The sequence below is a fragment of the Streptomyces sp. NPDC045026 genome, assembly GCF_056432625.1.
The window spans coordinates 41,481-63,132 of the sequence record NZ_JBWKIS010000012.1; the positions used below are offsets into that span (position 1 = coordinate 41,481).

The window sequence follows — 21,652 nt, forward strand, 5'->3', positions numbered from 1 at the left end:
GCTCCCGTGGGCCGGCCGCACACGTTTCGGCGGCCGGCCCACCCCCATCCCAGTCTTCATCGCATTTGACGCACCAGGAGCGCAGCAGCCGTGCAGCCTTCAGACCAGCAGGTCGTTCAGACCGTCCTCGAGCAGTCCTCACGCGTCCTTCAGACCTATTCCGTAGACCCCGGCCTCGTGGCCGAGCATGCGAACGGCGAGCGTCGAATCACTCAGGGTGGATACGGGGACAGGCAGCTCTTCGAACTCGTCCAGAACGCCGCTGATGAAATAGCCGCGGCACCTGGCGGAAAGATTCAGGTCGTTCTCACAGAATCACATCTCTATTGTGCTAACGAAGGGGATGCCGTCACCCCCGAGGGTGCCGAGACAATTCTCCGTATGAGCATGTCCAGAAAGCGTGGAGGTCAGATCGGCCGCTTCGGCGTGGGCGTGAAGTCCGTCCTTGTGGTGACGGACACTCCTGAATTCTTCAGCACAACCGGGAGTTTCGGGTTCGACCGGTCCTGGTCCTACCAGGAGATCAGTTCCGTGCCTGGCGTCACTGACCGGTACGGAGAGAATTTCGACGCCCCGGTGCTTCGCATGGCCCGCCCTCTCGACATGCAGGCCGAACGAGACACCGACCCCGTGCTGAACGAGCTGCTGACCTGGGCGACCACTGTGGTTCGCCTCCCCCTGCTCGCCGGCGCGGACGATCGGTTGGGCCGGGACATGCACGGAGGCCGGGCCAAGAACCATGGCGAGATCCGTGATGAATTCCCCGTCGGCTTCCAGCTGTTCTCCCCGCATGTCGGACGGGTGGTTCTGGAGGACCGAAGGCCGCGTCCGGTGTTGCGTCGTGTCCTGGCCTCACACCTCGTGGACAACCTGCACACCATCGATGAGGAGCGGACCGGAAAGGCCGTCGCCAAGACCTCCTGGCGCGTGTTCACCACCACGCACGAGCCTGGGCCGGCGGCGCGTGCGGACGCCGGTGAGCTCCACGATCGCGTCACGCTGGACCTGTCCTGGGCCGTTCCGGCGCTGACCGAGGACCCGTCGACCGGTCTCTACACGGCCAACGCCCGTGGCCGCGGGCGGTTCTGGTCCTTCTTCCCGACCAAATACGAGATGACGTTGAGCGGCGTTCTCAACGGTGCCTGGAAGACGAACGAGGACCGCCAGAACTTGTTGGACTCGTCTCCGTTCAACCAGGAGATGATCCGGGTGGCTGCACGACTCGTCGTCGATTCCCTCCCTTCGCTTGCCCCGGAGCAGGATCCCGCTGCGTATTTGCCGCTGCTACCGGGCCGTGTGAAGGAGTCGATCAGCTGGGCCGACGAGTTCCTCACGCGCGAGATCTGGAACCGTGCCGCGAGCAGTCCTTCCCTGCCGGACCAGGACGGGACTCTGCGCAACCCTGCGGATCTGCAGGCCCCTCCCCGGTTCAAGGACGCGAAGGACAAGGCCGATTGGCTGCGTCTCTGGCACGAGTGCCCCGGTCGTCCGTCGAAATGGCTGCACCCCAGCGCAGATGCCGACGGGCTGCGCTCGGGAAAGGTGGAGCACATCCTCGGCGAGCGGCGCCAGGAACGCGCAGGTGTGCGTGAGTGGTTGGAGGCACTGGTGCAGGCCGACACCGCCGAGTCGTCCGCCGCGGCGATCAGGATCCTCGCCGCCCTGGTGGAGTCGAACCGCCCCGAGGCCCGTGAAGCACGCACAGCCCGTGTCATCCTCACCGAGGAGCACGGCTTCGTGGCACCCACGCACGGCAAGGTCTTCCGCCGCACCGAGCAGGGCGGACTGCGCGAGTCGCTCGTGTATGTGGTGGACGAGCTGGCGCGGGACCCGGAACTGGGCCACGCGCTCAATGTCCTGGGAGTTCGGGAAGCCGACGTCGAAGGTCGGTTTACCAGCGTCCTCGATCAGGGCTTCGACCACTACGGCGAAGCCGAATGGCAGCGCTTCTGGGAACTGTTCCGCCATGCCGGCATCAGGCAGCAGACCTACAAGGTGCTGGAGCGGGTATCCGACCCTCGCGACACACTGCATGTCCGGACCGGTGACGGCCGCTTCCGGCCGATCGCGGACTGCATGCTGCCCGGTCCCGTCGTCGACGTCAGCCGTGATCCCGAGATCGCGGTCGACGTCGTGTTCCACTCGGACGACCTTCCGTTCTTCGCCCAGGTCGGGCTGCGTCCGAAGCCGTCGAGCGGTGTCCGACCCAGCACGAACGAGGAGTGGTTCCAGGAGTACCGCGAAGCCGTTCATGCCTCGCATCTGCGTGGGCTGGACAGTCGCGCTGCTCGACCCGCGATCACCCGGCTCAAGCTGGAGGGCGCGCCGATCGGCGGACCTCTGCACCTCTTCCGTGCCATGTCCGAGGAGTCCCGGGCCAACTTCCTCAAGGCTCTCCCCGACGAGTCCGTGGTGGACCACTGGACCCGCCAGTTCGGTGCGCAGACGAACACCCGGCAGGCGGTTCCCTCTCCCATCCGGTGGATGCTGCGTAAGTACGGGGTCGTCGGGACCACCCAGGGTCTGAAGCCCCTCAAGGAGGCCGTGGGACCACAACTCGCTTCTTACCGCGACGTGTTGCCCGTCGCCGATATCTCTCCGGAGAAGGCGCGCAAGCTCCATCTGCCCGTCACGGTCGACGAGGTGCCGCCCCAGCTCTGGCAGTCGCTGCTCGACGCGGTGGCCCGCAGCGAAGACGACGTCTTCGTCGGAGCCACGTACGTAATGCTCACCCGGTTCGAGGCCGAATTCCCCGAGGACTCCCTGACACGATGCCGCATCGGCGACACGTGGGGCACCCGGCCCGACGACGAGATCACGCTTGCCGTCGACACGGCCGAATACCGCGCGCTGCGCGCCGAGCAGCTTCCCGCGCTCCTGGTCCCGTCTGCTGCCGACGCCGAGCTCTTGGTCGAGCGGTGGGGCATGCTCCGCTACGCCGACGTGATCAGCACGGAGACGCGCGAGGTCCCCGACGGCGATCCGGTGCTCCTCGTCGACCTCTATCCGGGGCTGCGCCAGCGTCTGAACAGCACGAACCGCTCCAGTTCCGTCCAGCGCTGCAGTGAGCTGGAGGAGGTGATCCGCACTCCGAACGGAACGCGCTCGGCACCCCTCAAGGCCGTGCGCCAGGGCGACGTCGTGAAGGTGCGGGTGCCGCTGGAGCGCGCACCGATGCTGGCCCTGATCGACACCGAGCTCGGGCTCGGGCTCCGCGCCGAAGGGTGCCGTGCCGTGCTGGAGCTCGAAGAGCGCATGGCCCGGGACAGCGCGATGCAGGCCGCCGTGAAGGCCGTACGCGAGGCACAGGACGTGGTCACCAAGATCGAGCTGCTGATCGGTGCGGACGCCCTGCGCGCAGGCCTGCCCGAAGGGCTCGTGGAGGCTGAGATGCAGGAGGGGGACGGCGCCGAGCCGACCCCGCGCCGCATCGCGCAAATGGCGTTCAACGCGCACGGTGACGGCGTGCTCCAGCAGCACGCACGCGACGTCCAGGCGCGGTTCCCCAATGCCCCGGGCAGCTACACCGGAACGTCCAACGCGATCGCGTTCGTCTCCGATCTCAGGCTCCCGGTGTCGTTCGCGGGATCGCGCACACCCTCGCCTCCTCCCTTCGAGACGATCGACGGCCCCCGCGATTTCCCGAGCCTCCACGACTACCAGGAGGACCTGGTCCGCAACGTCACGATCATGCTCGACCGCCTCGCACCTCAGCGCGGCATGCTGTCACTGCCCACGGGCGCGGGCAAGACGCGTGTGACAGCCGAGGCTGTGATCCGTTGGGTCAAGCGAGTCAGGGATCTCGCAGGTCCGCTGCTGTGGATCGCGCAAACCGAAGAGCTCTGCGAACAGGCCGTCCAGAGCTGGAAGTTCGTATGGAGCAAGGTCGGGGCGGAGCGTCCTCTCGTCATCAGTCGGCTGTGGGGCAGCAACGAGGTCGGCGACGTGGTCGACCACCCGCATCTCGTGGTCGCCACGGACGCCAAGCTGGAACGCTGCCTCGGCACGGACCAGTACGACTGGCTGCGGCAAGCCGCTCTGGTGATCGTGGACGAGGCGCACACCGCCGTCTCCAAGCGCTACACGGAGATCCTCGGCCGGCTCGGGCTCACGCAGTACGAGACCGAGCGCCATCTCCTGGGCCTGACCGCGACGCCGTTCCGTAACAACAACGAGGACGAGACGCGTCGCCTGGTCAGCCGCTTCGGAAACCGCCGGCTCGACGAGGGCGTCTTCCCCTCCGGCGACCCGTATCAGGATCTTCAGAAATGGGAAATGCTCGCCCAGGTGGAACACCGCACTCTGGAAGGCGGGCAGATCGAGCTGACGCGGGACGAGAAGAGCCACGCGGACACCATGGCGATGCTCTCCCGGTCCGCCGAACAGAGGCTCGCCGACGACCACGCGCGCAGCCGTCGCATCGTCGATGCGGTGGCCGCGCTGCCAAGTGACTGGCCGACTCTGCTTTTTGCCACATCTGTGGACCACGCCAAGTACCTGGCTGCCATGCTGAACGACCGCGATATCCGCTCCGCTGCTGTGGACTCGACCACCAGCACCCAAGACCGCCGCAGCCGCATCGAGAACTTCCGCAACAATCGAATCCGCGTGCTCACCAACTACGGCGTCCTCACCCAGGGCTTCGACGCCCCGGCCACCCGCGTCGTGGTCGTGGCCAGGCCGGTCTTCAGCAAGAACGTCTACCAGCAGATGATCGGGCGTGGCCTGCGCGGGCCCAAGAACGGCGGCAAGGACACCTGCCTGATTCTCAACGTGAGCGACAACATCACGAACTTCGATACCGACCTCGCCTTCACCGAGTTCGAACACCTCTGGAGCCGTAAGTGACCGACGCCTACCTCGACACCCCTCCGCTCACCGAAGAGCAGCGGGCCGTGGTCGAGCAGCCCTGGGACGCACGCGTCCTGGTCACCGCCGGGGCAGGCGCGGGCAAGACGCACACCCTGGTGCGCCGGCTCGACGAGCTGTGCGGGCACGAGGACCCCGAGGAGGCCCTGGAGGCCTCCGAGATCCTCGTGTTGACGTTCTCCCGGGCGGCAGCACGCGAGCTCCGCGAGCGGATCTCCCGACACGGGGAGCGGGCCCGGCGCGTCCGTGCGCAGACCTTCGACGCCTGGGCTTACGACATCGTCGCCCAGGCGTATCCGGACCGCGACTGGGGTGCGGCGGGCTTCGACGAGCGGATCAGGGCTGCTGCCGACGCGATCGCTGCCGGCGCGTTGGAGGCCGGTGACGCCGTACCCCCCGCGCACGTCGTGATCGACGAGGTACAGGACCTGGTCGGCGACCGCAGGGAACTCGTACAGACCCTGCTCGACGTGTATCAGAGGAGCTGCGGATTCACCGTGGTCGGCGATGCCGCACAGTTCGTCTACGGCTTCCAGATCAAGGACCTGGCCGAGCGTGCCGACGAGACCGGTCTCTTCTTCGCCTGGCTGCGCGCCTCGTTCCCGGACGACCTCGTGGAGCTGCGCCTGACCGAGAACTTCCGTGCCACCACTCCGGAGGCCCGGGTCGCGCTCGCACAGGGTGCCCGTCTCCAGGAGATCGCCGACGAGGACGAGGCCGCGACTTTATTCGACGAGCTGCGCGAGCTGCTGCTGACGCCCGCGAACAGGATGGCGGACCTCACTGACCCGTTCACCCTGGACGGTCTGCGATCCTCCGGCGGCACCACGGCCATCCTCACTCGCGACAACCGCCAGGCGCTCGTCGTCTCCGGCCTGCTGCACGCCAACGGTGTGGAACACCGGCTGCGGCAGCCGCTGGAGGAGCGGCCGATGCCGTACTGGGTGGCCGAGCTGCTGCGCCGGACCGAGGCGTCGGGCCTTTCGGAGGAAAGGTTCCGCTCGCTTCTCGCCTCGATCCCCCTGCCGTACGAGCCGAGCGCGGACGTCCTGTGGACCGTGCTGCGGCGCGTGGCGCGCGGTCCCGGTCGCGGCGTGGTCGACCTGGACCGGCTTCGCCGCGTGGTCGCCGACCGGCGGTTCCCGGACGAGGCGGCCGATCCGGAAACCGCACGGCTGACGGTCTCCACCACACACCGGGCCAAAGGGCTCGAGTTCGACCGGGTGATCGTGCTGACGCCGATGACCGTCGCCGAGCTGCAGAGTCAGTTCAAGGACGGCCTGGACCTCCCGGCCGAGGCAAGGGCCCTCTATGTGGCGATGACCCGCGCGCGCGAGGACCTGTACTTCATGGACGGCCCAGAGCTGCCGAACATGAAACGCGCCGGGGCCAACGGCACGGGACGGCAGTACGTCAGCGGATACGGCAAGCAGTCGTACAAGCGGTACGCCATCGTGGCCGGCCCCCACGACATCTGCTCGGACACCCCGGCCGGGGCCGAGTCCGACGCCGTGGCGACGCAGGCCTACCTCCTGGAGAAGGTCCGTCCCGGCAACGAGGTGGTCCTGAGCCGCCGACACGATCTGCCGCTCGGCGAGTGGCAGAGCCCGCCGTACGTCCTGCTGCACGAAGGACGCGAGATCGGCGAGGCGTCGGAGCGGTTCCGACAGGATCTGTTCCGGGTGCAGAAGGTGAGCCGCACCTGGGACCCCTGGTGGCCCGATGAGATCCGTGAACTGCGGGTGGACACACTCGAGACGGTCACGGGAAGTGCCGCCGCCGGCTCCAACGCCGGGCTCGGCGAGCGGGGCGTGTGGATCGCCCCGCGGATCATCGGCATCGGCAGGTATCGAAAAAGCGAGACGGACGAGGAGCAGGAGCAGCTCGCATGAGGCACATCGCAGGTCGGCACGCCGAGCACTACCGGGTCCGGGACGAGGAACTGCTCGTGGGACTGCGTCGCGAGCTGTTCGGCCCGGCCCTGGACGCGGCGCCCGAGGACCGCGAAGAGGTACTGACTCAGGACGCGCCGATCGACCGGTATCTGTCCGGTGTCCTGTACCCGATGCCGTCGGACGCTGTCGCGGCTCAAGCTCTCCGTGAGGACGCCGACGAGCACGAAGGCGACGACGAGACACCCCTGTCAGCGCATAGGGACGGGGACGACTCGACGGCCCCCGAGACCGACACGGCGGGGAGCCGGCGTCCGTCCTCGATGGGATTGAGCTTCGCGGTCGACCCGGGCATCTGCGGATCCATCCGTGTGGACGTGCGGGCCGCGATGTACGAGCCGATCGACGCCGAAGGCAAAGTGGTCTCCGCCCGTCGCGCCGAGGCGCGTACCACCTCCGACCAGCGCGAGCACTGGCGTCGCAAGGAGCTCGAGTTCGCCCCGATCGCGCCGATCGACGTGACGGTGCCGAACCCGAACCTCGCGATCAACCTGGGGTCAGATCTCAAGCTCCGGCTCATCGTCCGCCGCCTGAGCCCGATCACGGGCACGGTGACGGTCACAGTCACCCTGGTCAACGAGAACAAGGTCAGCGAGCGGGAACTCCAGGACGCCCTCTCGCTTTTCCAGTGCGGTCTGACGGTGCGCTCGGCCGACGGCTCCAGCTCCATCGTCGAGCGTCGGGCACACACCGCCTCCCACGACCCCGAGGTGGCCACAAGCCGCCTGCTGCACCGGCACGCCCCGACCTTCGCGGTCGGTCACGGCTGTGCCGTCGAGTGGGACTGGACCGCGTCGCCGGTCGGGGTCAACGACCCCCGGGAGGCAGCGGTCTCCGAGGTACGCAGTTCGTTCGTGCCCTCGGTCGAAGTGCTCCTGACCGACTCCAACCCGGAGATCGACACCTCGGCCCTGTCCATGGTCGGCCTGGCAGAGCGCTCGGACTCCGAGGTCCTCGCCGCGCTGCGCGCGCTCGCCGACGGCTACGAGGACTGGATCGAGGCCAAGGAGTTCGAGGCGGCCACGTTCAAGGACGAGGCTCATCACACACCCGCGCAGGAACGAATCAGCGACTGCCGCGAAGCCCTGGCCAGGATCCGCGAGGGGATCGATCTGCTGGGCGCCAAGCCGGACCTGATGCAGGCGTTCCGGCTCGCCAACCGGGCCATGGCCGAGCAGCGGGCCCGCAGCGCCTGGGTGAAGGGCGGCCGGCAGGGCGTCCCGAACCCGGAGGCAGGCCACTGGCGTCCCTTCCAGATCGCCTTCGTGCTGCTGTGCCTGGCGGGTGTCGACGACCCCGAGCACCCCGACCGCGGTGTCTCGGACCTCCTGTGGTTCCCCACCGGCGGTGGCAAGACCGAGGCGTACCTCGGGTTGATCGCGCTGGCCTCGTTCCTTCGACGCATCCGCCTCGGCGCGGACGGCGGCGGTGTGACAGTGCTCATGCGCTACACGCTGCGGCTGCTCACGCTCCAGCAGTTCGAGCGCGCCGCGATCCTGCTGTGCGCAATGGAGCAGATGCGGCGCGCCGCCCCCTCGACGCTGGGGGACGAGGAATTCTCCCTGGGCATGTGGGTCGGTAAGTCGGCGACTCCGAACACCCTGGACAGCGCGGACAAGAAGCTCGCGGAGCTCCGTGCCGACCTGAACAAACGCCTCGCCAAGGAGAACCCGGTCCAGCTGCACGCCTGCCCGTGGTGCGGTACCCGACTCGACGCAAGGAACTACGACGCGGACGAGGAAGCCCAACGGATGTTCGTGCGCTGCCCGGGCGACGGCTGCGACTTCGCGGACGGGCTGCCGGTGCACATGGTCGACGAGGCGGTGTACGCCGCGCGCCCGACACTGGTGATCGCCACCGTGGACAAGTTCGCGTCCATGCCGTGGCGCCCGGCGACCGCCGCGCTGTTCAACCGTGACCGGGACGACGCGACTCCTCCCCCGGAGCTCATCGTCCAAGACGAGCTCCACCTGATCTCCGGGCCGCTCGGCACGCTCACGGGCCTGTACGAGACGGCGGTCGACGCGCTCTCCTCGTTGCCCGCCGTTCCCGAGCGTCCCTGGGCGGGCCGCCCCAAGGTGATCGCCTCCACTGCGACGATCCGCCGCGCGGCGGATCAGGGCACCAACCTCTTCGACCGTGCGGTCTGTCAGTTCCCGCCGGCCGGTCTGGACGCCCGCGACTCCTGGTTCGCCGTCGAGACCCCGCGGCAGGAAAAGGCCAGCCGTCGCTACGTGGGCCTGTTCGCCCCAGGCACCAGCCAGTCGACGCTGCTCATCCGCACGTACGCCACGTTGCTGCACCGGGCGAAGCACGCGCAGACCGAGGACGAGGTGCGTGACGCGTATATCAGCCTCGTCGGCTACTTCAACAGCCTCCGACTGCTGTCCGCCGCGGAGCTCCAGGTCCACGACGACGTCGTGGCCTATCTGGAGCTGCTCGCCGCGCGTGAGGGCGTCGACGTCCGGTCCGTGTCGAACTACTCGGAGCTGACGAGCCGGATCGACGCGAGCGAGATCCCGGCCCGCCTCAAGGGCATCGAGAAGAAGCTCCCCGACGAGGACACCGTGGACGTCCTCCTCGCCACCAACATGATCGCCGTCGGTGTCGACGTGGACCGCCTGGGACTGATGGCCGTCATGGGGCAGCCCCAGACGACGGCCGAGTACATCCAGGCCACCAGCCGCGTCGGACGCGCGCACCCCGGTCTGGTCGCCGTGATGCTGAACTCGGCTCGCTCACGTGACCGTTCGCACTACGAGAGCTTCCAGCACTTCCACTCGGCGCTCTACCGCGAGGTCGAGTCCACCTCGGTCACCCCGTTCTCCGCGCGTGCCCGCGACCGCGGGCTGCACGCGGTGGTCGTGGCTTTGGCACGGATCCTGATCCCGGCGGCCCGCGCCAACGACGCCGCCGGTCGGGTAGCCGACTACGAGCACCGGCTGCGGGGCGAGATCAAGACGTTGCTCCTCGACCGTGTCCGCAAGATCGCTCCGAGCGAGGTCGACGTCACCTCTCACGAGTTCGACGAGTTCGTGAACTGGTGGTGCGACGAGGCCGAGGTCCACGGCGGCCTGCTCTTCGAGCCCATCAAGGGCAACCGCACCCCTTCGCTCCTGAAGTCGTACGACGACGAGGCCGAGGACGCCGAGGCCTGGCCCACGCTGTGGAGCCTGCGCGACGTCGACGCCGAGTCCGCTCTGTTCATGGAGGCCTCCCGATGACCCCGCCCCCCGCTCGCCGCCGCAGGACCGGATCGAACGGCTCCGCCCCCGCGCTCAACCTGCCGCGCCGCGGCACCGTCCGCCGCGCGCAGGCCATCACCACCTACGGGGTCGGAGCGATGATCGCCGTGGACCAGGAGTCGTTCATCGTCTCCGGTCTGGACGGAGCCGAGGAGCACTGGAGCCGGGACGAGGCTCCGCGCATCCACGAGCAGCGTCTGTCTCGTCTCCTGGGCGTCAGCCACTTCCGGCTGCCTCCCGCGTCCGACGAGGACAGCCGCGACGGGCTACGGGTCCGGCGGTTCCCGCTCATGCACTCGTGCCCCGAATGCAAGGACCTGCAGAGGCACCAGGCGTTCAACTCCCCGACCGGTCGCAGCCTCTGCGGCACTTGCGAGGTCGAACTCGTCCCCTCCCGCTTCGTCGTCGCCTGCGAGGCGGGGCACATCGACGAGTTCCCGTACTGGCACTGGGTCCACCGCTCCTCGGAGCGTGGCGGAGGTTCGGGTTCGAGCGCCGGCTCATGCGGCGGCACGCTCAAGTTGCGCTCCTCCGGCCGCAGTTCGTCGCTTCGCTCGATCCTCGTCTCGTGCACGTGCGGGACGGTGCCCGAGGTGTCGATGGAGGGCTCGTTCCGCAAGAACGCACTGGAGGACCTCGGGCTGCGCTGTCGCGGCACACGCCCCTGGCTCGGCACCTCCGTGCCCGCGCAGTCCTGCGCACACACGGCGCGCGCCATCCAACGCGGTTCCTCCTCCGCCTGGCAGCCGGTGCTCAAGTCCGCGCTGTCCATCCCGCCGTGGAGCGACGGGCGCGCCGACCCGCTCGCCGATCGGTGGCCTGCGCTGCGCCGGCTGGAGGGACGCGCCGCGATTGAGGCCTTCCTCTCTGGAGCGTTCCCGGACGGCCCCCCGGTCTCCGTGGACGAGGTGATGGAACTGCTCGAGGCCGAGCGCGAGGAGGACCCCCAGGGCGAGGACGACCCCACCTTCGAGCACCGCTACCAGGCCCTGCGCAACAAGGAGTACGAGCGTCTGCGCACGGGAAACGACGACCGTGAGCGCTCCCGCGAAGAGCAGTTCGTCTGCGAACCCCCGCTCGGCGACCCCAAGCTCCTGGACCCGCTCGGTGTCACCGGCCCCATGCTGGTGAAGAAGCTGCGCGAGGTGCGCGCCCTGAGGGCGTTCACCCGGCTCGCCGACCCCGAGTCGGCGACCGAGGCCCACGAGGCCGCGCTCTCCGCCTCGGGCCTCAACTGGCTGCCCGCGATGGAGGTGCGTGGTGAGGGTGTCTTCCTGCGCCTCGACGAGGAGCGGCTGCACACCTGGGAGACTGCCCTGGCCGCAGGTGCCCGGGTCGAGAGGATTCGTGTCGCCCACCAGAAGCAGTTGGAACAGCGTGCCACCGACCCGGCACACGTCCCGGCCTCGCCCGCGTCCCCCCGCATGGTGCTCCTGCACACGCTGGCGCACGTGCTCATCAACGAGTGGAGCCTGGACGCCGGATACCCGGCGGCGGCCCTGCGCGAGCGCCTGTACGCGGACGAGCACATGGCCGGCGTACTGATCTACACGGCGACAAGCGATTCGGCGGGCAGTCTCGGCGGCCTGGTGGCCCAGGGTGAGCCCGAGCGCCTGGCGGACGCCCTGCACTCGGCCGTGCGTCGCGCGGAATGGTGCTCGTCCGACCCCCTGTGCGTCGAGTCACGCAGGTCCGGCACCGGTGGCACCAACCTCGCCGCGTGCCACGCCTGCGTGATGCTCCCCGAGACGAGCTGTGAGCACAACAACATCCTTCTCGACCGAGCGCTCCTCGTAGGCACCCCCGACGCCCCGTCCATCGGGTTCTTCGCCGGGCTCCTGGATCGCTGAGGCACACATCAGCCGGATTCCCTCGCGCGCACCTCGGCCTCGAAGTGCCCCTTCGCCCCAATCCAATGCCTCGTCCGGGTCGCGGCCGTGGGCTCGTAGCCAGTGGAGAGGTCCGTGATCACGTCGATCGCGGACTCTTCCGCGAGGGCGATGCTCAGGTGTGTGTGCCGGGCTTCTCTCGGTGCGCCGACCTCGCCGAAAAGGGTGACGAGTGACTCCGCCCTGGTCACTCTCCGTCCACCGGCATGGCCGTTCGGAGCGGACAGACCAGTGGCCAGTTCGCACCACGTGATCTTCGAGTGCGACATACCCCGCGCGCGGCACGACGCCCCAAGGTCGGCGAACGCATCCACCAGCAGCTCTCCCCTGGGGCCGAACAGTGAGATCCTCAACATGCTGTTAGCCAGGGTCAGTGCCACTTGAAAGAGGTGGAGGCTGTGCAGCAGTGCGTTCGCCGCGAGCTCCGAGACCTGAAGCGCAACCGCACCTGTCTGCACAGTCGGCTACCGCTCGCCACCAGTCCAGACAATAAGCCCGATCCGGCGCGAGAGGTCAGGAGTGGAGGTTTCCGGCCTTGATCGCTGTGATGAACGAGGACCAGCCAGTCGAAGGGAAGACCAGAGCGGGCCCGTTCGGGGTCTTGGAGTCGCGGACGGGGATGCCTGCGGGGTGGTGGTCCAGGACTTCCAGGCAGCTGCCGCCCTCGCTGCCGCTGTAGGACGACTTCCGCCAGCCGTTCAGTCCGGCAGCGTTCCAGATGATCGGTTCAGTCATGATGTCCGTAGTCCTTTGCCGTCGCCCGTAGCAGGGCCAGAGACTCCTTGAGCGGCAGTGCGTCGCTCAGCGCAAGATCGTAACGACCTTGCAGCTCCTGAACCATGGCCGGGGAGTCATGCACCTTCCCCATCCGTACCCCCTCGCTGTATGCCACCGGCGGCTGATCGTCGAACCACATCAGCGTCAGCATGCTCTCCAGCAACGGGTGGAACCCCAAGGAACGCGGCAGTACATGCACGCGGATGCGTCCCGACTCGGCCAGCCTGACGATGTGCATTATCTGCTCGGCCATGACGTCGGGGCCGCCAATAGGTCGGCCCAGCACGGCCTCGTCCAAGAGAGCCCACACTACGGGCGATACCGGATCCTCAAGGATCTTCGCTCGCTCGAGCCGTGTGACAACGAGCCTGTCACATTCCTTTCCCCTCACGGGAGGGTAGGAAGGACTCAAAACCGCACGGGCATACCTTTCCGTCTGGAGGATGCCGGGGACGAAGGAGAGCGCGAACTCCCTTAACTCAACCGCCTGTTGTTCGAGCGCATGGGCTGACTCGAAGTGCTCGGCCACCGCCCCGTCGCTGTCAGGAAGGAAGCTGCTCAACACATTCCCGGTGTTCAGGGCCTTGTCCAGCCTCCGCGCGTCCGCCTTCGACGGCAACCTTCGCCCCGCCTCGATGTGCGAGATGTGCGAACGCGTCATGACTGCCGCCGTGGCCAGCTCCTGTTGCGTTACGCCCGCCGCCTCACGCTGCGCCTTCAACCATTCCCTATAGGTGTTGCTCATGGTCAACTCCCGTGCGACAGATGCTTTGTCACCTCTGACCCCCTGGCGAGACTAACTCGACCCATCTCACTCTGTAGGTGGATCGCTACACAGCGATGTCCATGCAGGTCGACCTGCCATCAGGCACGGAAGACCCCCGCGCCCGTCCTCGAAACGGCCCGGGGCATGGCCACCAACTTCAGAGGAATTGATGACGTGTTGAACCCTGTCGCCCGCCTCATCGAGGTGCTGCTGCGGCTTGCGTGGCCCGCCTCCGGGCGGCACCGGCAGCACGCGGGGGCGCCGCCGAGCCCCGCGCCCGCAGCCCTCACCCCGCCTCGCCGCCCCTCCTCACACGCGATGCTCCTCCGCGGTGAAGACTCGCGACTCGTCCGCCCCTACCTCCTCGCCCACGAGCAACGCGAGCAGGCGAAGCGGCAACGCGCCCGGCGCCGCGCCCTTTGGCTCGCCGTGCACGGAGTGGACATCGGCCCGCGCCGCATCCACGGCGTTGAGGTGGCAGCGTGAACTACCAGAGCCACGACGCCACAACCGTCAGCCGACCCCGCCTTCTCCCCTGGTCCAACATCGACGGCAATCCCTGCTACCTCCTCAGCGACGGCACAGGCAGCAGCTACCTCTCCCGCGTAGCCGACACCGTCGAGTCCGTTCAGCTCGGCATGGCCGAAGAACTCCTGAACCATGCCGCCGACCTGCTCTGCGACGGTGGCTGCGACAGCAAGACCACCGCGCCCCAACTACGCTTCCTGGCTGCCCGGTTGGCTGAGGCGTTGCGTGACGTGCACCGCATCGCCTGTAGCAGGGGCGCCCGCCTCGCCGCGCCAGACAGCGATGCCGATGACGACGAGCCATCCGGTACTGAACTACAGACGGACTAGCGTGGCCGATCGTGTCGCTGGACTGAGCAGTTCGTCGATCGGGCCCTGCATCCGCATGTCTCGATCGGCGACCAGCTGACGCCCCGTTCCGCGCGCAACGGCCGTCAAGGCCGGTCGTACCAAGTGAACGACGCGATTCGCCAGCCCTCCGCCGTGCGGACGAACTGGATGGACTTCGTGCCGCCGCCCTCGAACGGTTCGCCGTTCATGATGCCGGACTTGCGGTACTCGCCGAAGCGCGCTGCGATGTCCCCCGCGATCTCGGTCCGTTCGGAGGTTTCCCACTCGGAGAACTCCACCAGTCGGCCGTCCGACAGGAGCTTTCGGCGCGGCTCGATGAACTCGTCCACCGTGTAGGCCGTGGTAGCCGGGCCGGTGCTCACGATCAGCGCGCCCGGGAGCGTCAGCCGGCGGATCCGGTCTACGTCCGCCTCACCGCCGCCCCTGTTGTCGAACGCGCCGAAGAATTCGGCCGTGATCTCATCTATCTCGACCTTGGCCGTCATGGCGGTCTTGGCGGTCATGGCGGACTTGGCGGTTTCGGTGGCCTTCGGCATGGCGGCGAACGTAGCACTCTGGTTGTCCGCCTCCAATCACTACTGGGCCTGGACGACTTTCAACGCCCTTGTGTTGCCGAGGCGTTGGGGCAGAGCGCACTCAGCGACATAGCTGCGTGCGCCCGCCCAGTAGTGCACTCGCCTGCGAGAACGCAGACTCCCCGCCCTGGCTGGCGAAACCAGCTTCCAGGTGCCACCCATCGCCGTGTCGGCGCGGCGGCTGCACAGCGGCCACACCCGCCGTGACGCCTGCTCATAGCGCTTCTCCGCGCACCACACCGGTCAATCCCGTCATGGCACCGCGGTTGCGAACCTACAATTTTCTGTAGTAGAACTACTACCGATGACCCTAGAGATAGGATGAGACATCAAGCTTCATATACAAGGAGAAGCACATGGATGACACGGTCGCGCGACACCCGGCCGCCTTGGGTGACGCCTGATGCCCGCCGGCAAACAGGACAAGGACGAAGGGAACGCCTACAACCGGATCCCGATGCTGCGGGCCGAGCGCGGTATCTCGCGCCGCGACTTGGCCACCGCCCTGGGCGTCCACTACCAGACCATCGGCTATCTCGAGCGCGGTGAGTACAGTCCCAGCCTTCACCTGGCTCTGCGCATCGCCGCATACTTCGAGGTCCCGGTCGAAGTGGTCTTCTCCCTCAAGCCCTTCCCCCGGATCGGAAGCACTTCATGACGAACGAAGAACAGTCGGCGAACGACCACGCCCCCGCCCGTCGCTCCTGGCGGAGCGAGCGGCGGGCGAAATCGCAGCTCAAGCGCGCAGAGCGCCAGTGTGTCTTGGACTCGGAACTGGAGCGCGTGTCCGCCCGCTACGCCAGCCGCCGCTCACGCCGCGCATTGGCGGTTGCGGGGGGCTCCTGCCTGGGGCTGCTCTGGGTGGACGCCGCCGTTTCATGGACCCTGGCCCCGAGCGACACAGCGATGATCGTCAACTTCGTGATCCTCGGCGTCATGCTGGTGGCGGGCTTCCCGCTGGCCGGCCGGCTCATCGCGACCACCCGCGGAATGATCTCCAGGCGAGAGCACGAACTCGACGAACGGGAACTGGCCGGCCGGCTCCGCGCGTTCTCGACCGCGCACCGATGCACGACCGTGCTGATGGTCCTCGTCGCGGCCGTGACCATGTTCGCCGACAGGGACGGCCGGGACTCGCAGATCCCGGGCGCCGCGCTCTTCCTCATCCTCTTCGCCCTGCTGGTGACCCACGTCCTCTTGCCGCTCGTCGTAGCGACCTGGCAGATACTCGACCCGCCCGCGGACGATGACGAGTTCGGCGACGGAGACGGCGAACCCGCCTGCAACGAGACCGCGGCCTAGCATCGCCAGGTCCATGGCGTAGAGGCGGTTCTTCTCGTCCGCGTCCTCCCCACCAGGAGGACCCACCTGGACCACCTGGACCCACCTGCCCGCAAGCGCCGCAATCCCGCGCGTTAGCCTCGAATCGGTCCGCGTCCACCCCGGGCCGCACATGACCGAGAAGCGAGGCAGTGATGGCGAAGGTACCGGCGGCAGCAGTGGCCGCGAGCGGGATTGTCGGCGGGTACGCCGTGGCCCGGTTCACCAAGAAGCGGCAGCTCGGCGGCGTCGTGCTGGCCGCCGCCGGCGTCGCGGCCGGGGCTCAGTGGCGGCAGGCCGCCGGGGGCAGGGTCGCCGCCGTGCTCGGAGGTGCCTACGTCGCCGCCTTCGCCGGGTCGCACCCGCTCGCCAAGAAGCTCGGCGCCTGGCCCGCCGTGTTCACGGTCGCCGGGGGCGTCGCCGCCGCGTCCTGGGCTCTCGCCGACCGCCACGCCGCGTAGGCCGGACCCCTAAGGGGCTACGCGCCCCGGTGCCCCAGCACGTTCACCACTCGCCCCTCCGGGTCCCGTACGAAGAAGCGGCGTACCCCCCACTCCTCGTCGCGGAGGTCGTGGACGATCTCCGCGCCGGATGCCCGTACCTGCTCGTAGACCGCGTCCACGTCCTCGACCTCCACGCTGAGGTCCGGGATTACGGGCGCGGTCGCGTCGTGGGTGAGGAAACTGACCTGGGCCGTCGGGTTGGACGGGGACGCCAGGGTTGTCACCCAGCCCATGTTCATGACCTCCTCGAAGCCGAGCAGGCCGTAGAAGCCGCTGTTCTCGGCCATCGACTCCGGCGACTTCGTCGTGAGGTTCGGGACGATCCTGCGGATGGTCATCGGGTCTCCCGGGGGTGGGGTCGTGTCGGGACGGTGCGTCGGGGCGGTACGCGGACTATCGGTCGTCATCCTCGCGGAACGTGCGTCCCACCGCCGCCGCGATGAGCACCGCCCCCGCCATCACGATCGAGAAGAACCACCACACCAGCTGCCACGGGAAGATGCCTCCCTGGTCGGGGTGGGACGCGAAGGACGCGTAGAGGAGCGCGATCGGCGGGGCCGCCACCAGCAGGACCGCGAGGGGGAGGCGGTCGCGGCGCCCGGCGTACGCGCCGAGGGCCAGGAGTGCGACGGCGAGGATCGTGACGCCCAGGTTCGTCACCGGGGTGGTCTCGTTGATCGAGCCGGGGGTCTGCGGGCGGTTGCGCAGGTCCCACGGCATGCACAGGACGTACGCCGCCGCGGACAGGCCCGCGAGGAGCAGACGGGTCAGCCAGCGTTCCGGCCACGAGCTGCGGGGCAGAGGCTTCAGGAGACGTGCTGCTGCGGTTCCGGCTGTCATGGATACGAGGTTCCGGGACGGGCCGCGGTGGGCGACAGAGTACGCATACTCATGTCCGTACCCGCTCGCCGGACGGCTCCCTCGCTTCCTCCCTCTCACCTCCCATCTTCCCCCCCTCACCTCCCTCTGAATGTCACCCTGTACGCCCCCGGCGACACCCCGAGCCCCGCCTGGAAGTGCGCTCTGAGCGACGCGCCAGTGCCGAAGCCCGCCTCCGCCGCGATGCGGTCGACGGTGTGGTCGGTCTGTTCCAGGAGTTCGCGCGCGCGGTCCACCCGGCGCTGGGTCAGCCACTGGATCGGGGTGAGGCCGGTCTCCTCGCGGAAGCGGCGGCTGTAGGTGCGGACGGACACCGCGTCGTGCGCGGCCAGTTCGGCGAGGGTGAGGGGCTCGGCGAGACGGGTCAGGGCCCACGCGCGCGACGCCGACGTGGACGTCAACCCCTCTGATTCCACAGGGCGTTGGATGTACTGCGCCTGCCCGCCCTCCCGGTGCGGCGGCACCACCGTGCGGCGGGCCACCTCCGCCGCGACCGCCGCGCCGTGGTCGCGGCGGATCATGTGGAGGCACAGGTCGATGCCGGCCGCCTCGCCGGCGGAGGTCAACACCCTTCCCTCGTCTACGTAGAGGACATCCGCGTCGACCTTGACCGCCGGGAACGTGCGCGCGAAGAGGTCCGACGACATCCAGTGCGTCGTCGCGCGCCGGCCGTCCAGGAGTCCCGCCGCGGCGAGGACGAAGGAGCCGGTGCAGATGGAGGCGATGCGGGCCGGTGACGTGCGCAGAGCCGCCGTCAGATCACCGTCCAACCCGCCGTCCAGCGCGCCGGGTTGCAATGCCTCGTCCGTCTCGTGCGACGCTGGTACGAGCACGGTGTCCGCGGCCGCCACGGTCGCCAGACCGTGCTCCGCGTAGATCGGGAAGTCCGCGTCCGTACGGATCCTGCCGGGGCGTGGCGCGCAGGTGACGACGTCGTAGAGCCGCTCGCCCGACGCCGATCTCGCCGTGCCGAACAGCTGGTGGACCAGGCCGAGTTCCATGGGCAGGACGCCGTCCCGGACGAGGACGGCGACGGTCCGACGACCGTTGTGCGCCGGCGTCGCGGGCCTTACGGGATTCATGGCCAGATTCTTTCACCTCATGGCCATCTGGCCAGTCGTGGCGACGGGTGCCTCCGTCACAGGGTGAAGTCATGAAGAACTCCCGCCCCCGGCCGCATCCCCGGAAGCCCGGGTCGCCCTGGACCGTCGCCGCCGGCGCCGCACTCGCCATCGTCACGGCCGGGGCGTTCAGCACGCTCGCCGGTCTGCTCGTCGGGCCGCTGCACGCGGATCTCGGCTGGTCACGGGCGTCCGTCGGGCTCGGCTCGCTCGTGAACATGGTCGTGTACGGGGCCAGTGCCCCCTTCGCGGCGGCGCTCATGGACCGGCTCGGGATGCGGCGCGTCGCCGTCGGCGCCCTGTGCCTCGTCGGGGCCGGGGCCGGGCTCGCGACGACGATGACCGCGCCCTGGCAGTTCGTCCTGTACTGGGGGGTGCTGGTGGGCCTGGGGACGGGGGCGACCGCCACGACCTTCGCGGCGACCGTCACCGAGCGGTGGTTCGTCGCGCGGCGCGGGCTCGTCACCGGGCTGCTCACGGCGGCGAGCGTGGTGGGGCAGTTCGTGTTCCTGCCCGTGCTGTCGTGGGTGATCGACGCGTACTCGTGGCGGGCCGCCGCCACCGCTCTCGCGTGCGCCGCCGCCTGCGCACTGCCCGTGGTGTGGGCCGCGGTGCGCGAGCCGCAGAAGGGGCAGGCCCTGGGCCGTACCGAAGACACCCCTCGCCCCACCGGCCGTACCGAGGCCTCCGCCCGGCGCGCCCTGCGCACCCTCGTCCGCGCCGCCCGCACCGGGCCGTTCTGGCTGCTCGCCGGGACCTTCGCCGTCTGCGGCGCCTCGACGAACGGGGTGATGTGGACGCACTTCGCGCCCGCCGCCCACGACCACGGGATGCCGGTCACCGTCGCCGCGTCGCTGCTGTCCCTCATAGGGATCTTCAACGTGGCGGGGACGGTGGGGTCCGGATGGCTGACGGACCGTGCCGATCCGCGCCGCCTGCTCGCCACGTACTACGCCCTGCGCGGCCTCACTCTCCTTGCGCTGCCGCTGCTCCTGACGTCGGCGGTGGACGCGCCGCTCGTCGCGTTCACCGTCGTCTTCGGGCTGCTCGACGTGGCGACCGTGCCGCCGACGATCGCGCTGTGCCGCGCGCACTACGGCGCGGACGCCCCGATCGTGTTCGGCTGGGTGAGCGCCGCGCACCAGGTCGGTGCGGGGGCCGTGGCGTTCGCGGGCGGGGTGGCCCGGGACGCGTTCGGCTCGTACGACCCGGTGTGGGTGGGCGCGGGCGCGCTGTGCGCGGGGGCGGCGCTCCTGACGCTGACCGTGCGGAGGCCGCCAGGGCCGCGCGTCACGCCACAAGGGCTGCCCGTCACGCCGCAAGAGCCGCGCGTCACGCGCCCAGCGCCCGCGACACCGCGTAGATCGCGAGCCCTGCCAGCGAGCCCACCACCGTGCCGTTGATCCGGATGAACTGCAGGTCACGGCCGATGTGCGCCTCGATCTTCTTCGAGGTGTGCTCGGCGTCCCAGCCCGCGACGGTGTCCGTGATGAGGGAGGTGATCTCCTTGCGGTACGTCGTCACGACGTACGTGGCCGCGCCCTCGACCCAGCCGTCGACCTTGTCCTGGAGGCGCGCGTCGGTCGCCATCCGGGCGCCGAGGGAGAGCAGCGAGGCCCGTACGCGCAGCCGCAACTCGCTGCGCTCGTCCTCCGCCGCCGCGACGATCATGGAGCGCACCGCGGACCAGGCGGAGGCGATCAGGTCCTGGACCTCGGGCCGGGCGATGACCTCGGACTTCAGGCGCTCGACGCGCGCCCGCGTGTCCGTGTCGGACTGGAGGTCGGCGGCGAAGTCGCCGAGGAAGCGGTCGAGGGCGCCGCGGGCCGGGTGCTCCGGCATGTCCCTCATCTCGGTGACGAAGCGCAGCAGCTCCTTGTAGACGCGGTCGCCGATCTTCTTGTCGACGAAGCGCGGGGTCCAGCCGGGGGCACCGCCCTGCACCGCGTCCATCACGGAGTCCCCGTGCTCCACCAGCCAGTCGTGGGCGCGTGCGCAGATCAGGTCGACGACGCGCTTGTGGCCGCCGTCGGCGACGACCTTCTCCAGCATCTTGCCTATGCCGGGCGCGACCTCCTGGGCGTCCGCGCGGCGCGTGATGGCCTCGCCGACGACGGCCTGGACGTCCGAGTCGCGCAGCACGGTGAGGGCTCCGCGCAGGGCGGTCGCGAGCTCGGCGGTCACTCGGTCGGCGTGTTCCGGTTCGGCCAGCCAGGTGCCGAGCCGACCGCCGATGCCGACGGCGCGCAGCCGCTGCCGTACGACGTCGGAGGAGAGGAAGTTCTCCCCGACGAACTCGCCGAGCGAGACGCCCAGCTGGTCCTTCTTGGTGGGGATGATCGCGGTGTGCGGGATGGGCAGGCCGAGGGGGCGGCGGAAGAGGGCGGTGACGGCGAACCAGTCGGCCAGGGCGCCGACCATGCCCGCTTCGGCGGCCGCGGCGACATAGCCCGCCCAGGCGCCGGCGCCGGAGTTCTGGCCCCATTTGGCGAGCACGTAGATGACGGCGACGAGGAGGAGCAGGCCGGTGGCGGTGGTCTTCATCCGCCGTACGCCGCGCTGCTTCTCCATGTCGGCGGGGCTGAAGGAGCCGGGCGCTCCGCTGAAGGGGGCCGGCCGCGTACCGAATGAGGAACCGCCCGCGCGGGCATGCTCACCCATGCCCGCTTCGCCCGTTTCCTCCAAGTCCCGCTTGCTGCGCGCGGCCGCCGCGCGCTTCGCGTCCTCCACTTCGTCCACTCAGCTCACTCCGCCCGTCACAAGTCCGCTCACCCGGCAGTCCCCCGTGTCATCCCTCTCACACATTGTCCCTACCTGACCGACTCCCGGAACGGACGACAAGTTCCCGGCGTCTCAAAAGGCGGAGGGGGCAGTGTCG

At 69.1% G+C, this 21,652-nt stretch carries 18 protein-coding genes; 10 read left to right on the top strand and 8 right to left on the bottom strand.

The features are described from left to right. The first annotated feature begins 90 nt into the window (after positions 1 to 90). The 4 genes from AC07EJ_RS24850 to drmB are packed head-to-tail and all read left to right on the top strand — an operon-like array spanning position 91 to position 11,916. Complete coding sequence (locus AC07EJ_RS24850; protein ID WP_393582155.1) at positions 91 to 4,848, top strand: DEAD/DEAH box helicase; 4,758 nt, start codon at positions 91 to 93, stop codon at positions 4,846 to 4,848. Beyond that, a complete protein-coding gene (locus tag AC07EJ_RS24855) occupies positions 4,845 to 6,761 on the top strand; it encodes a UvrD-helicase domain-containing protein (RefSeq protein ID WP_393582156.1) in 1,917 nt (638 codons plus the stop codon). Before AC07EJ_RS24850 ends, AC07EJ_RS24855 begins: the two co-directional genes overlap by 4 nt. Then, the gene (locus AC07EJ_RS24860; protein ID WP_478884952.1) at positions 6,758 to 10,045 is read left to right on the top strand and encodes a helicase-related protein; all 3,288 of its coding nucleotides are present in this window, start codon (positions 6,758 to 6,760) and stop codon (positions 10,043 to 10,045) included. The genes AC07EJ_RS24855 and AC07EJ_RS24860 overlap by 4 nt, the downstream gene beginning before the upstream one ends. Then, positions 10,042 to 11,916: a DrmB family protein gene (gene drmB, locus AC07EJ_RS24865; RefSeq protein WP_393582158.1), complete on the top strand. Its 1,875-nt coding sequence runs from the start codon at positions 10,042 to 10,044 to the stop codon at positions 11,914 to 11,916. The genes AC07EJ_RS24860 and drmB overlap by 4 nt, the downstream gene beginning before the upstream one ends. Positions 11,917 to 11,924: 8 nt before the next feature. Here drmB and AC07EJ_RS24870 read toward each other — a convergent pair whose 3' ends face one another. The 3 genes from AC07EJ_RS24870 to AC07EJ_RS24880 form a co-directional block, all read right to left on the bottom strand. Further along, positions 11,925 to 12,335: a hypothetical protein gene (locus AC07EJ_RS24870; protein WP_393582159.1), complete on the bottom strand. Its 411-nt coding sequence runs from the start codon at positions 12,333 to 12,335 to the stop codon at positions 11,925 to 11,927. Between the two features lie 133 nt (positions 12,336 to 12,468). After that, the gene (locus tag AC07EJ_RS24875; protein WP_478884953.1) at positions 12,469 to 12,690 is read right to left on the bottom strand and encodes a DUF397 domain-containing protein; all 222 of its coding nucleotides are present in this window, start codon (positions 12,688 to 12,690) and stop codon (positions 12,469 to 12,471) included. Next, entirely contained in the window at positions 12,683 to 13,477 is a 795-nt protein-coding gene (locus AC07EJ_RS24880) for a helix-turn-helix domain-containing protein (RefSeq protein WP_478884954.1), read from the bottom strand. The genes AC07EJ_RS24875 and AC07EJ_RS24880 overlap by 8 nt, the downstream gene beginning before the upstream one ends. Positions 13,478 to 13,672: 195 nt before the next feature. Here AC07EJ_RS24880 and AC07EJ_RS24885 point away from each other — a divergent pair, with 195 nt between their 5' ends. Then, positions 13,673 to 13,984, top strand: coding sequence for a hypothetical protein (locus AC07EJ_RS24885; protein ID WP_389477014.1), 312 nt, complete (start codon positions 13,673 to 13,675; stop codon positions 13,982 to 13,984). Continuing rightward, positions 13,981 to 14,355, top strand: coding sequence for a hypothetical protein (locus AC07EJ_RS24890; protein ID WP_389477012.1), 375 nt, complete (start codon positions 13,981 to 13,983; stop codon positions 14,353 to 14,355). The genes AC07EJ_RS24885 and AC07EJ_RS24890 overlap by 4 nt, the downstream gene beginning before the upstream one ends. A gap of 104 nt (positions 14,356 to 14,459) precedes the next feature. Here the strand turns inward: AC07EJ_RS24890 and AC07EJ_RS24895 are convergent, their stop codons facing one another. Next, positions 14,460 to 14,912: a nuclear transport factor 2 family protein gene (locus AC07EJ_RS24895; protein ID WP_389477010.1), complete on the bottom strand. Its 453-nt coding sequence runs from the start codon at positions 14,910 to 14,912 to the stop codon at positions 14,460 to 14,462. Positions 14,913 to 15,354: 442 nt separating this feature from the next. Between AC07EJ_RS24895 and AC07EJ_RS24900 the strand changes: the two genes are divergently transcribed. From AC07EJ_RS24900 to AC07EJ_RS24910, 3 genes are all read left to right on the top strand, one after another. Next, entirely contained in the window at positions 15,355 to 15,609 is a 255-nt protein-coding gene (locus tag AC07EJ_RS24900; protein ID WP_383900498.1) for a helix-turn-helix transcriptional regulator, read from the top strand. After that, positions 15,606 to 16,253: a hypothetical protein gene (locus AC07EJ_RS24905; RefSeq protein WP_478884955.1), complete on the top strand. Its 648-nt coding sequence runs from the start codon at positions 15,606 to 15,608 to the stop codon at positions 16,251 to 16,253. Before AC07EJ_RS24900 ends, AC07EJ_RS24905 begins: the two co-directional genes overlap by 4 nt. A gap of 173 nt (positions 16,254 to 16,426) precedes the next feature. Beyond that, positions 16,427 to 16,732, top strand: a complete 306-nt coding sequence (locus AC07EJ_RS24910; RefSeq protein WP_362906170.1) for a hypothetical protein — start codon at positions 16,427 to 16,429, stop codon at positions 16,730 to 16,732. A gap of 17 nt (positions 16,733 to 16,749) precedes the next feature. Here the strand turns inward: AC07EJ_RS24910 and AC07EJ_RS24915 are convergent, their stop codons facing one another. From AC07EJ_RS24915 to AC07EJ_RS24925, 3 genes are all read right to left on the bottom strand, one after another. Next, the gene (locus AC07EJ_RS24915) at positions 16,750 to 17,112 is read right to left on the bottom strand and encodes a VOC family protein (protein ID WP_393582163.1); all 363 of its coding nucleotides are present in this window, start codon (positions 17,110 to 17,112) and stop codon (positions 16,750 to 16,752) included. Positions 17,113 to 17,167: 55 nt separating this feature from the next. Next, positions 17,168 to 17,614, bottom strand: coding sequence for a hypothetical protein (locus AC07EJ_RS24920; protein WP_393582164.1), 447 nt, complete (start codon positions 17,612 to 17,614; stop codon positions 17,168 to 17,170). A 116-nt stretch (positions 17,615 to 17,730) separates the two neighbouring features. Continuing rightward, the gene (locus AC07EJ_RS24925; protein WP_478884956.1) at positions 17,731 to 18,735 is read right to left on the bottom strand and encodes a GlxA family transcriptional regulator; all 1,005 of its coding nucleotides are present in this window, start codon (positions 18,733 to 18,735) and stop codon (positions 17,731 to 17,733) included. Positions 18,736 to 18,806: 71 nt separating this feature from the next. Between AC07EJ_RS24925 and AC07EJ_RS24930 the strand changes: the two genes are divergently transcribed. Beyond that, the gene (locus AC07EJ_RS24930) at positions 18,807 to 20,177 is read left to right on the top strand and encodes an MFS transporter (RefSeq protein WP_478884957.1); all 1,371 of its coding nucleotides are present in this window, start codon (positions 18,807 to 18,809) and stop codon (positions 20,175 to 20,177) included. On the opposite strand, the gene AC07EJ_RS24935 is transcribed toward AC07EJ_RS24930, so the two are convergent. Further along, positions 20,107 to 21,435, bottom strand: a complete 1,329-nt coding sequence (locus AC07EJ_RS24935) for a DUF445 domain-containing protein (RefSeq protein ID WP_393582253.1) — start codon at positions 21,433 to 21,435, stop codon at positions 20,107 to 20,109. The genes AC07EJ_RS24930 and AC07EJ_RS24935 overlap by 71 nt on opposite strands. Between the last annotated feature and the right edge of the window lie 217 nt (positions 21,436 to 21,652).

What these genes read in the sequence shown, in the direction of transcription:
- AC07EJ_RS24905 (WP_478884955.1), top strand. Translation starts at nt 15,606, where the DNA reads ATGACGAACGAAGAACAGTCGGCGAACGACCACGCCCCCGCCCGTCGC.
- AC07EJ_RS24910 (WP_362906170.1), top strand. Translation starts at nt 16,427, where the DNA reads ATGGCGAAGGTACCGGCGGCAGCAGTGGCCGCGAGCGGGATTGTCGGC.
- AC07EJ_RS24875 (WP_478884953.1), bottom strand. Translation starts at nt 12,690, where the DNA reads ATGACTGAACCGATCATCTGGAACGCTGCCGGACTGAACGGCTGGCGG.
- drmB (WP_393582158.1), top strand. Translation starts at nt 10,042, where the DNA reads ATGACCCCGCCCCCCGCTCGCCGCCGCAGGACCGGATCGAACGGCTCC.
- AC07EJ_RS24915 (WP_393582163.1), bottom strand. Translation starts at nt 17,112, where the DNA reads ATGACCATCCGCAGGATCGTCCCGAACCTCACGACGAAGTCGCCGGAG.
- AC07EJ_RS24880 (WP_478884954.1), bottom strand. Translation starts at nt 13,477, where the DNA reads ATGAGCAACACCTATAGGGAATGGTTGAAGGCGCAGCGTGAGGCGGCG.
- AC07EJ_RS24895 (WP_389477010.1), bottom strand. Translation starts at nt 14,912, where the DNA reads ATGCCGAAGGCCACCGAAACCGCCAAGTCCGCCATGACCGCCAAGACC.
- AC07EJ_RS24860 (WP_478884952.1), top strand. Translation starts at nt 6,758, where the DNA reads ATGAGGCACATCGCAGGTCGGCACGCCGAGCACTACCGGGTCCGGGAC.
- AC07EJ_RS24935 (WP_393582253.1), bottom strand. Translation starts at nt 21,435, where the DNA reads ATGGGTGAGCATGCCCGCGCGGGCGGTTCCTCATTCGGTACGCGGCCG.
- AC07EJ_RS24920 (WP_393582164.1), bottom strand. Translation starts at nt 17,614, where the DNA reads ATGACAGCCGGAACCGCAGCAGCACGTCTCCTGAAGCCTCTGCCCCGC.
- AC07EJ_RS24925 (WP_478884956.1), bottom strand. Translation starts at nt 18,735, where the DNA reads ATGAATCCCGTAAGGCCCGCGACGCCGGCGCACAACGGTCGTCGGACC.
- AC07EJ_RS24930 (WP_478884957.1), top strand. Translation starts at nt 18,807, where the DNA reads ATGAAGAACTCCCGCCCCCGGCCGCATCCCCGGAAGCCCGGGTCGCCC.
- AC07EJ_RS24900 (WP_383900498.1), top strand. Translation starts at nt 15,355, where the DNA reads ATGCCCGCCGGCAAACAGGACAAGGACGAAGGGAACGCCTACAACCGG.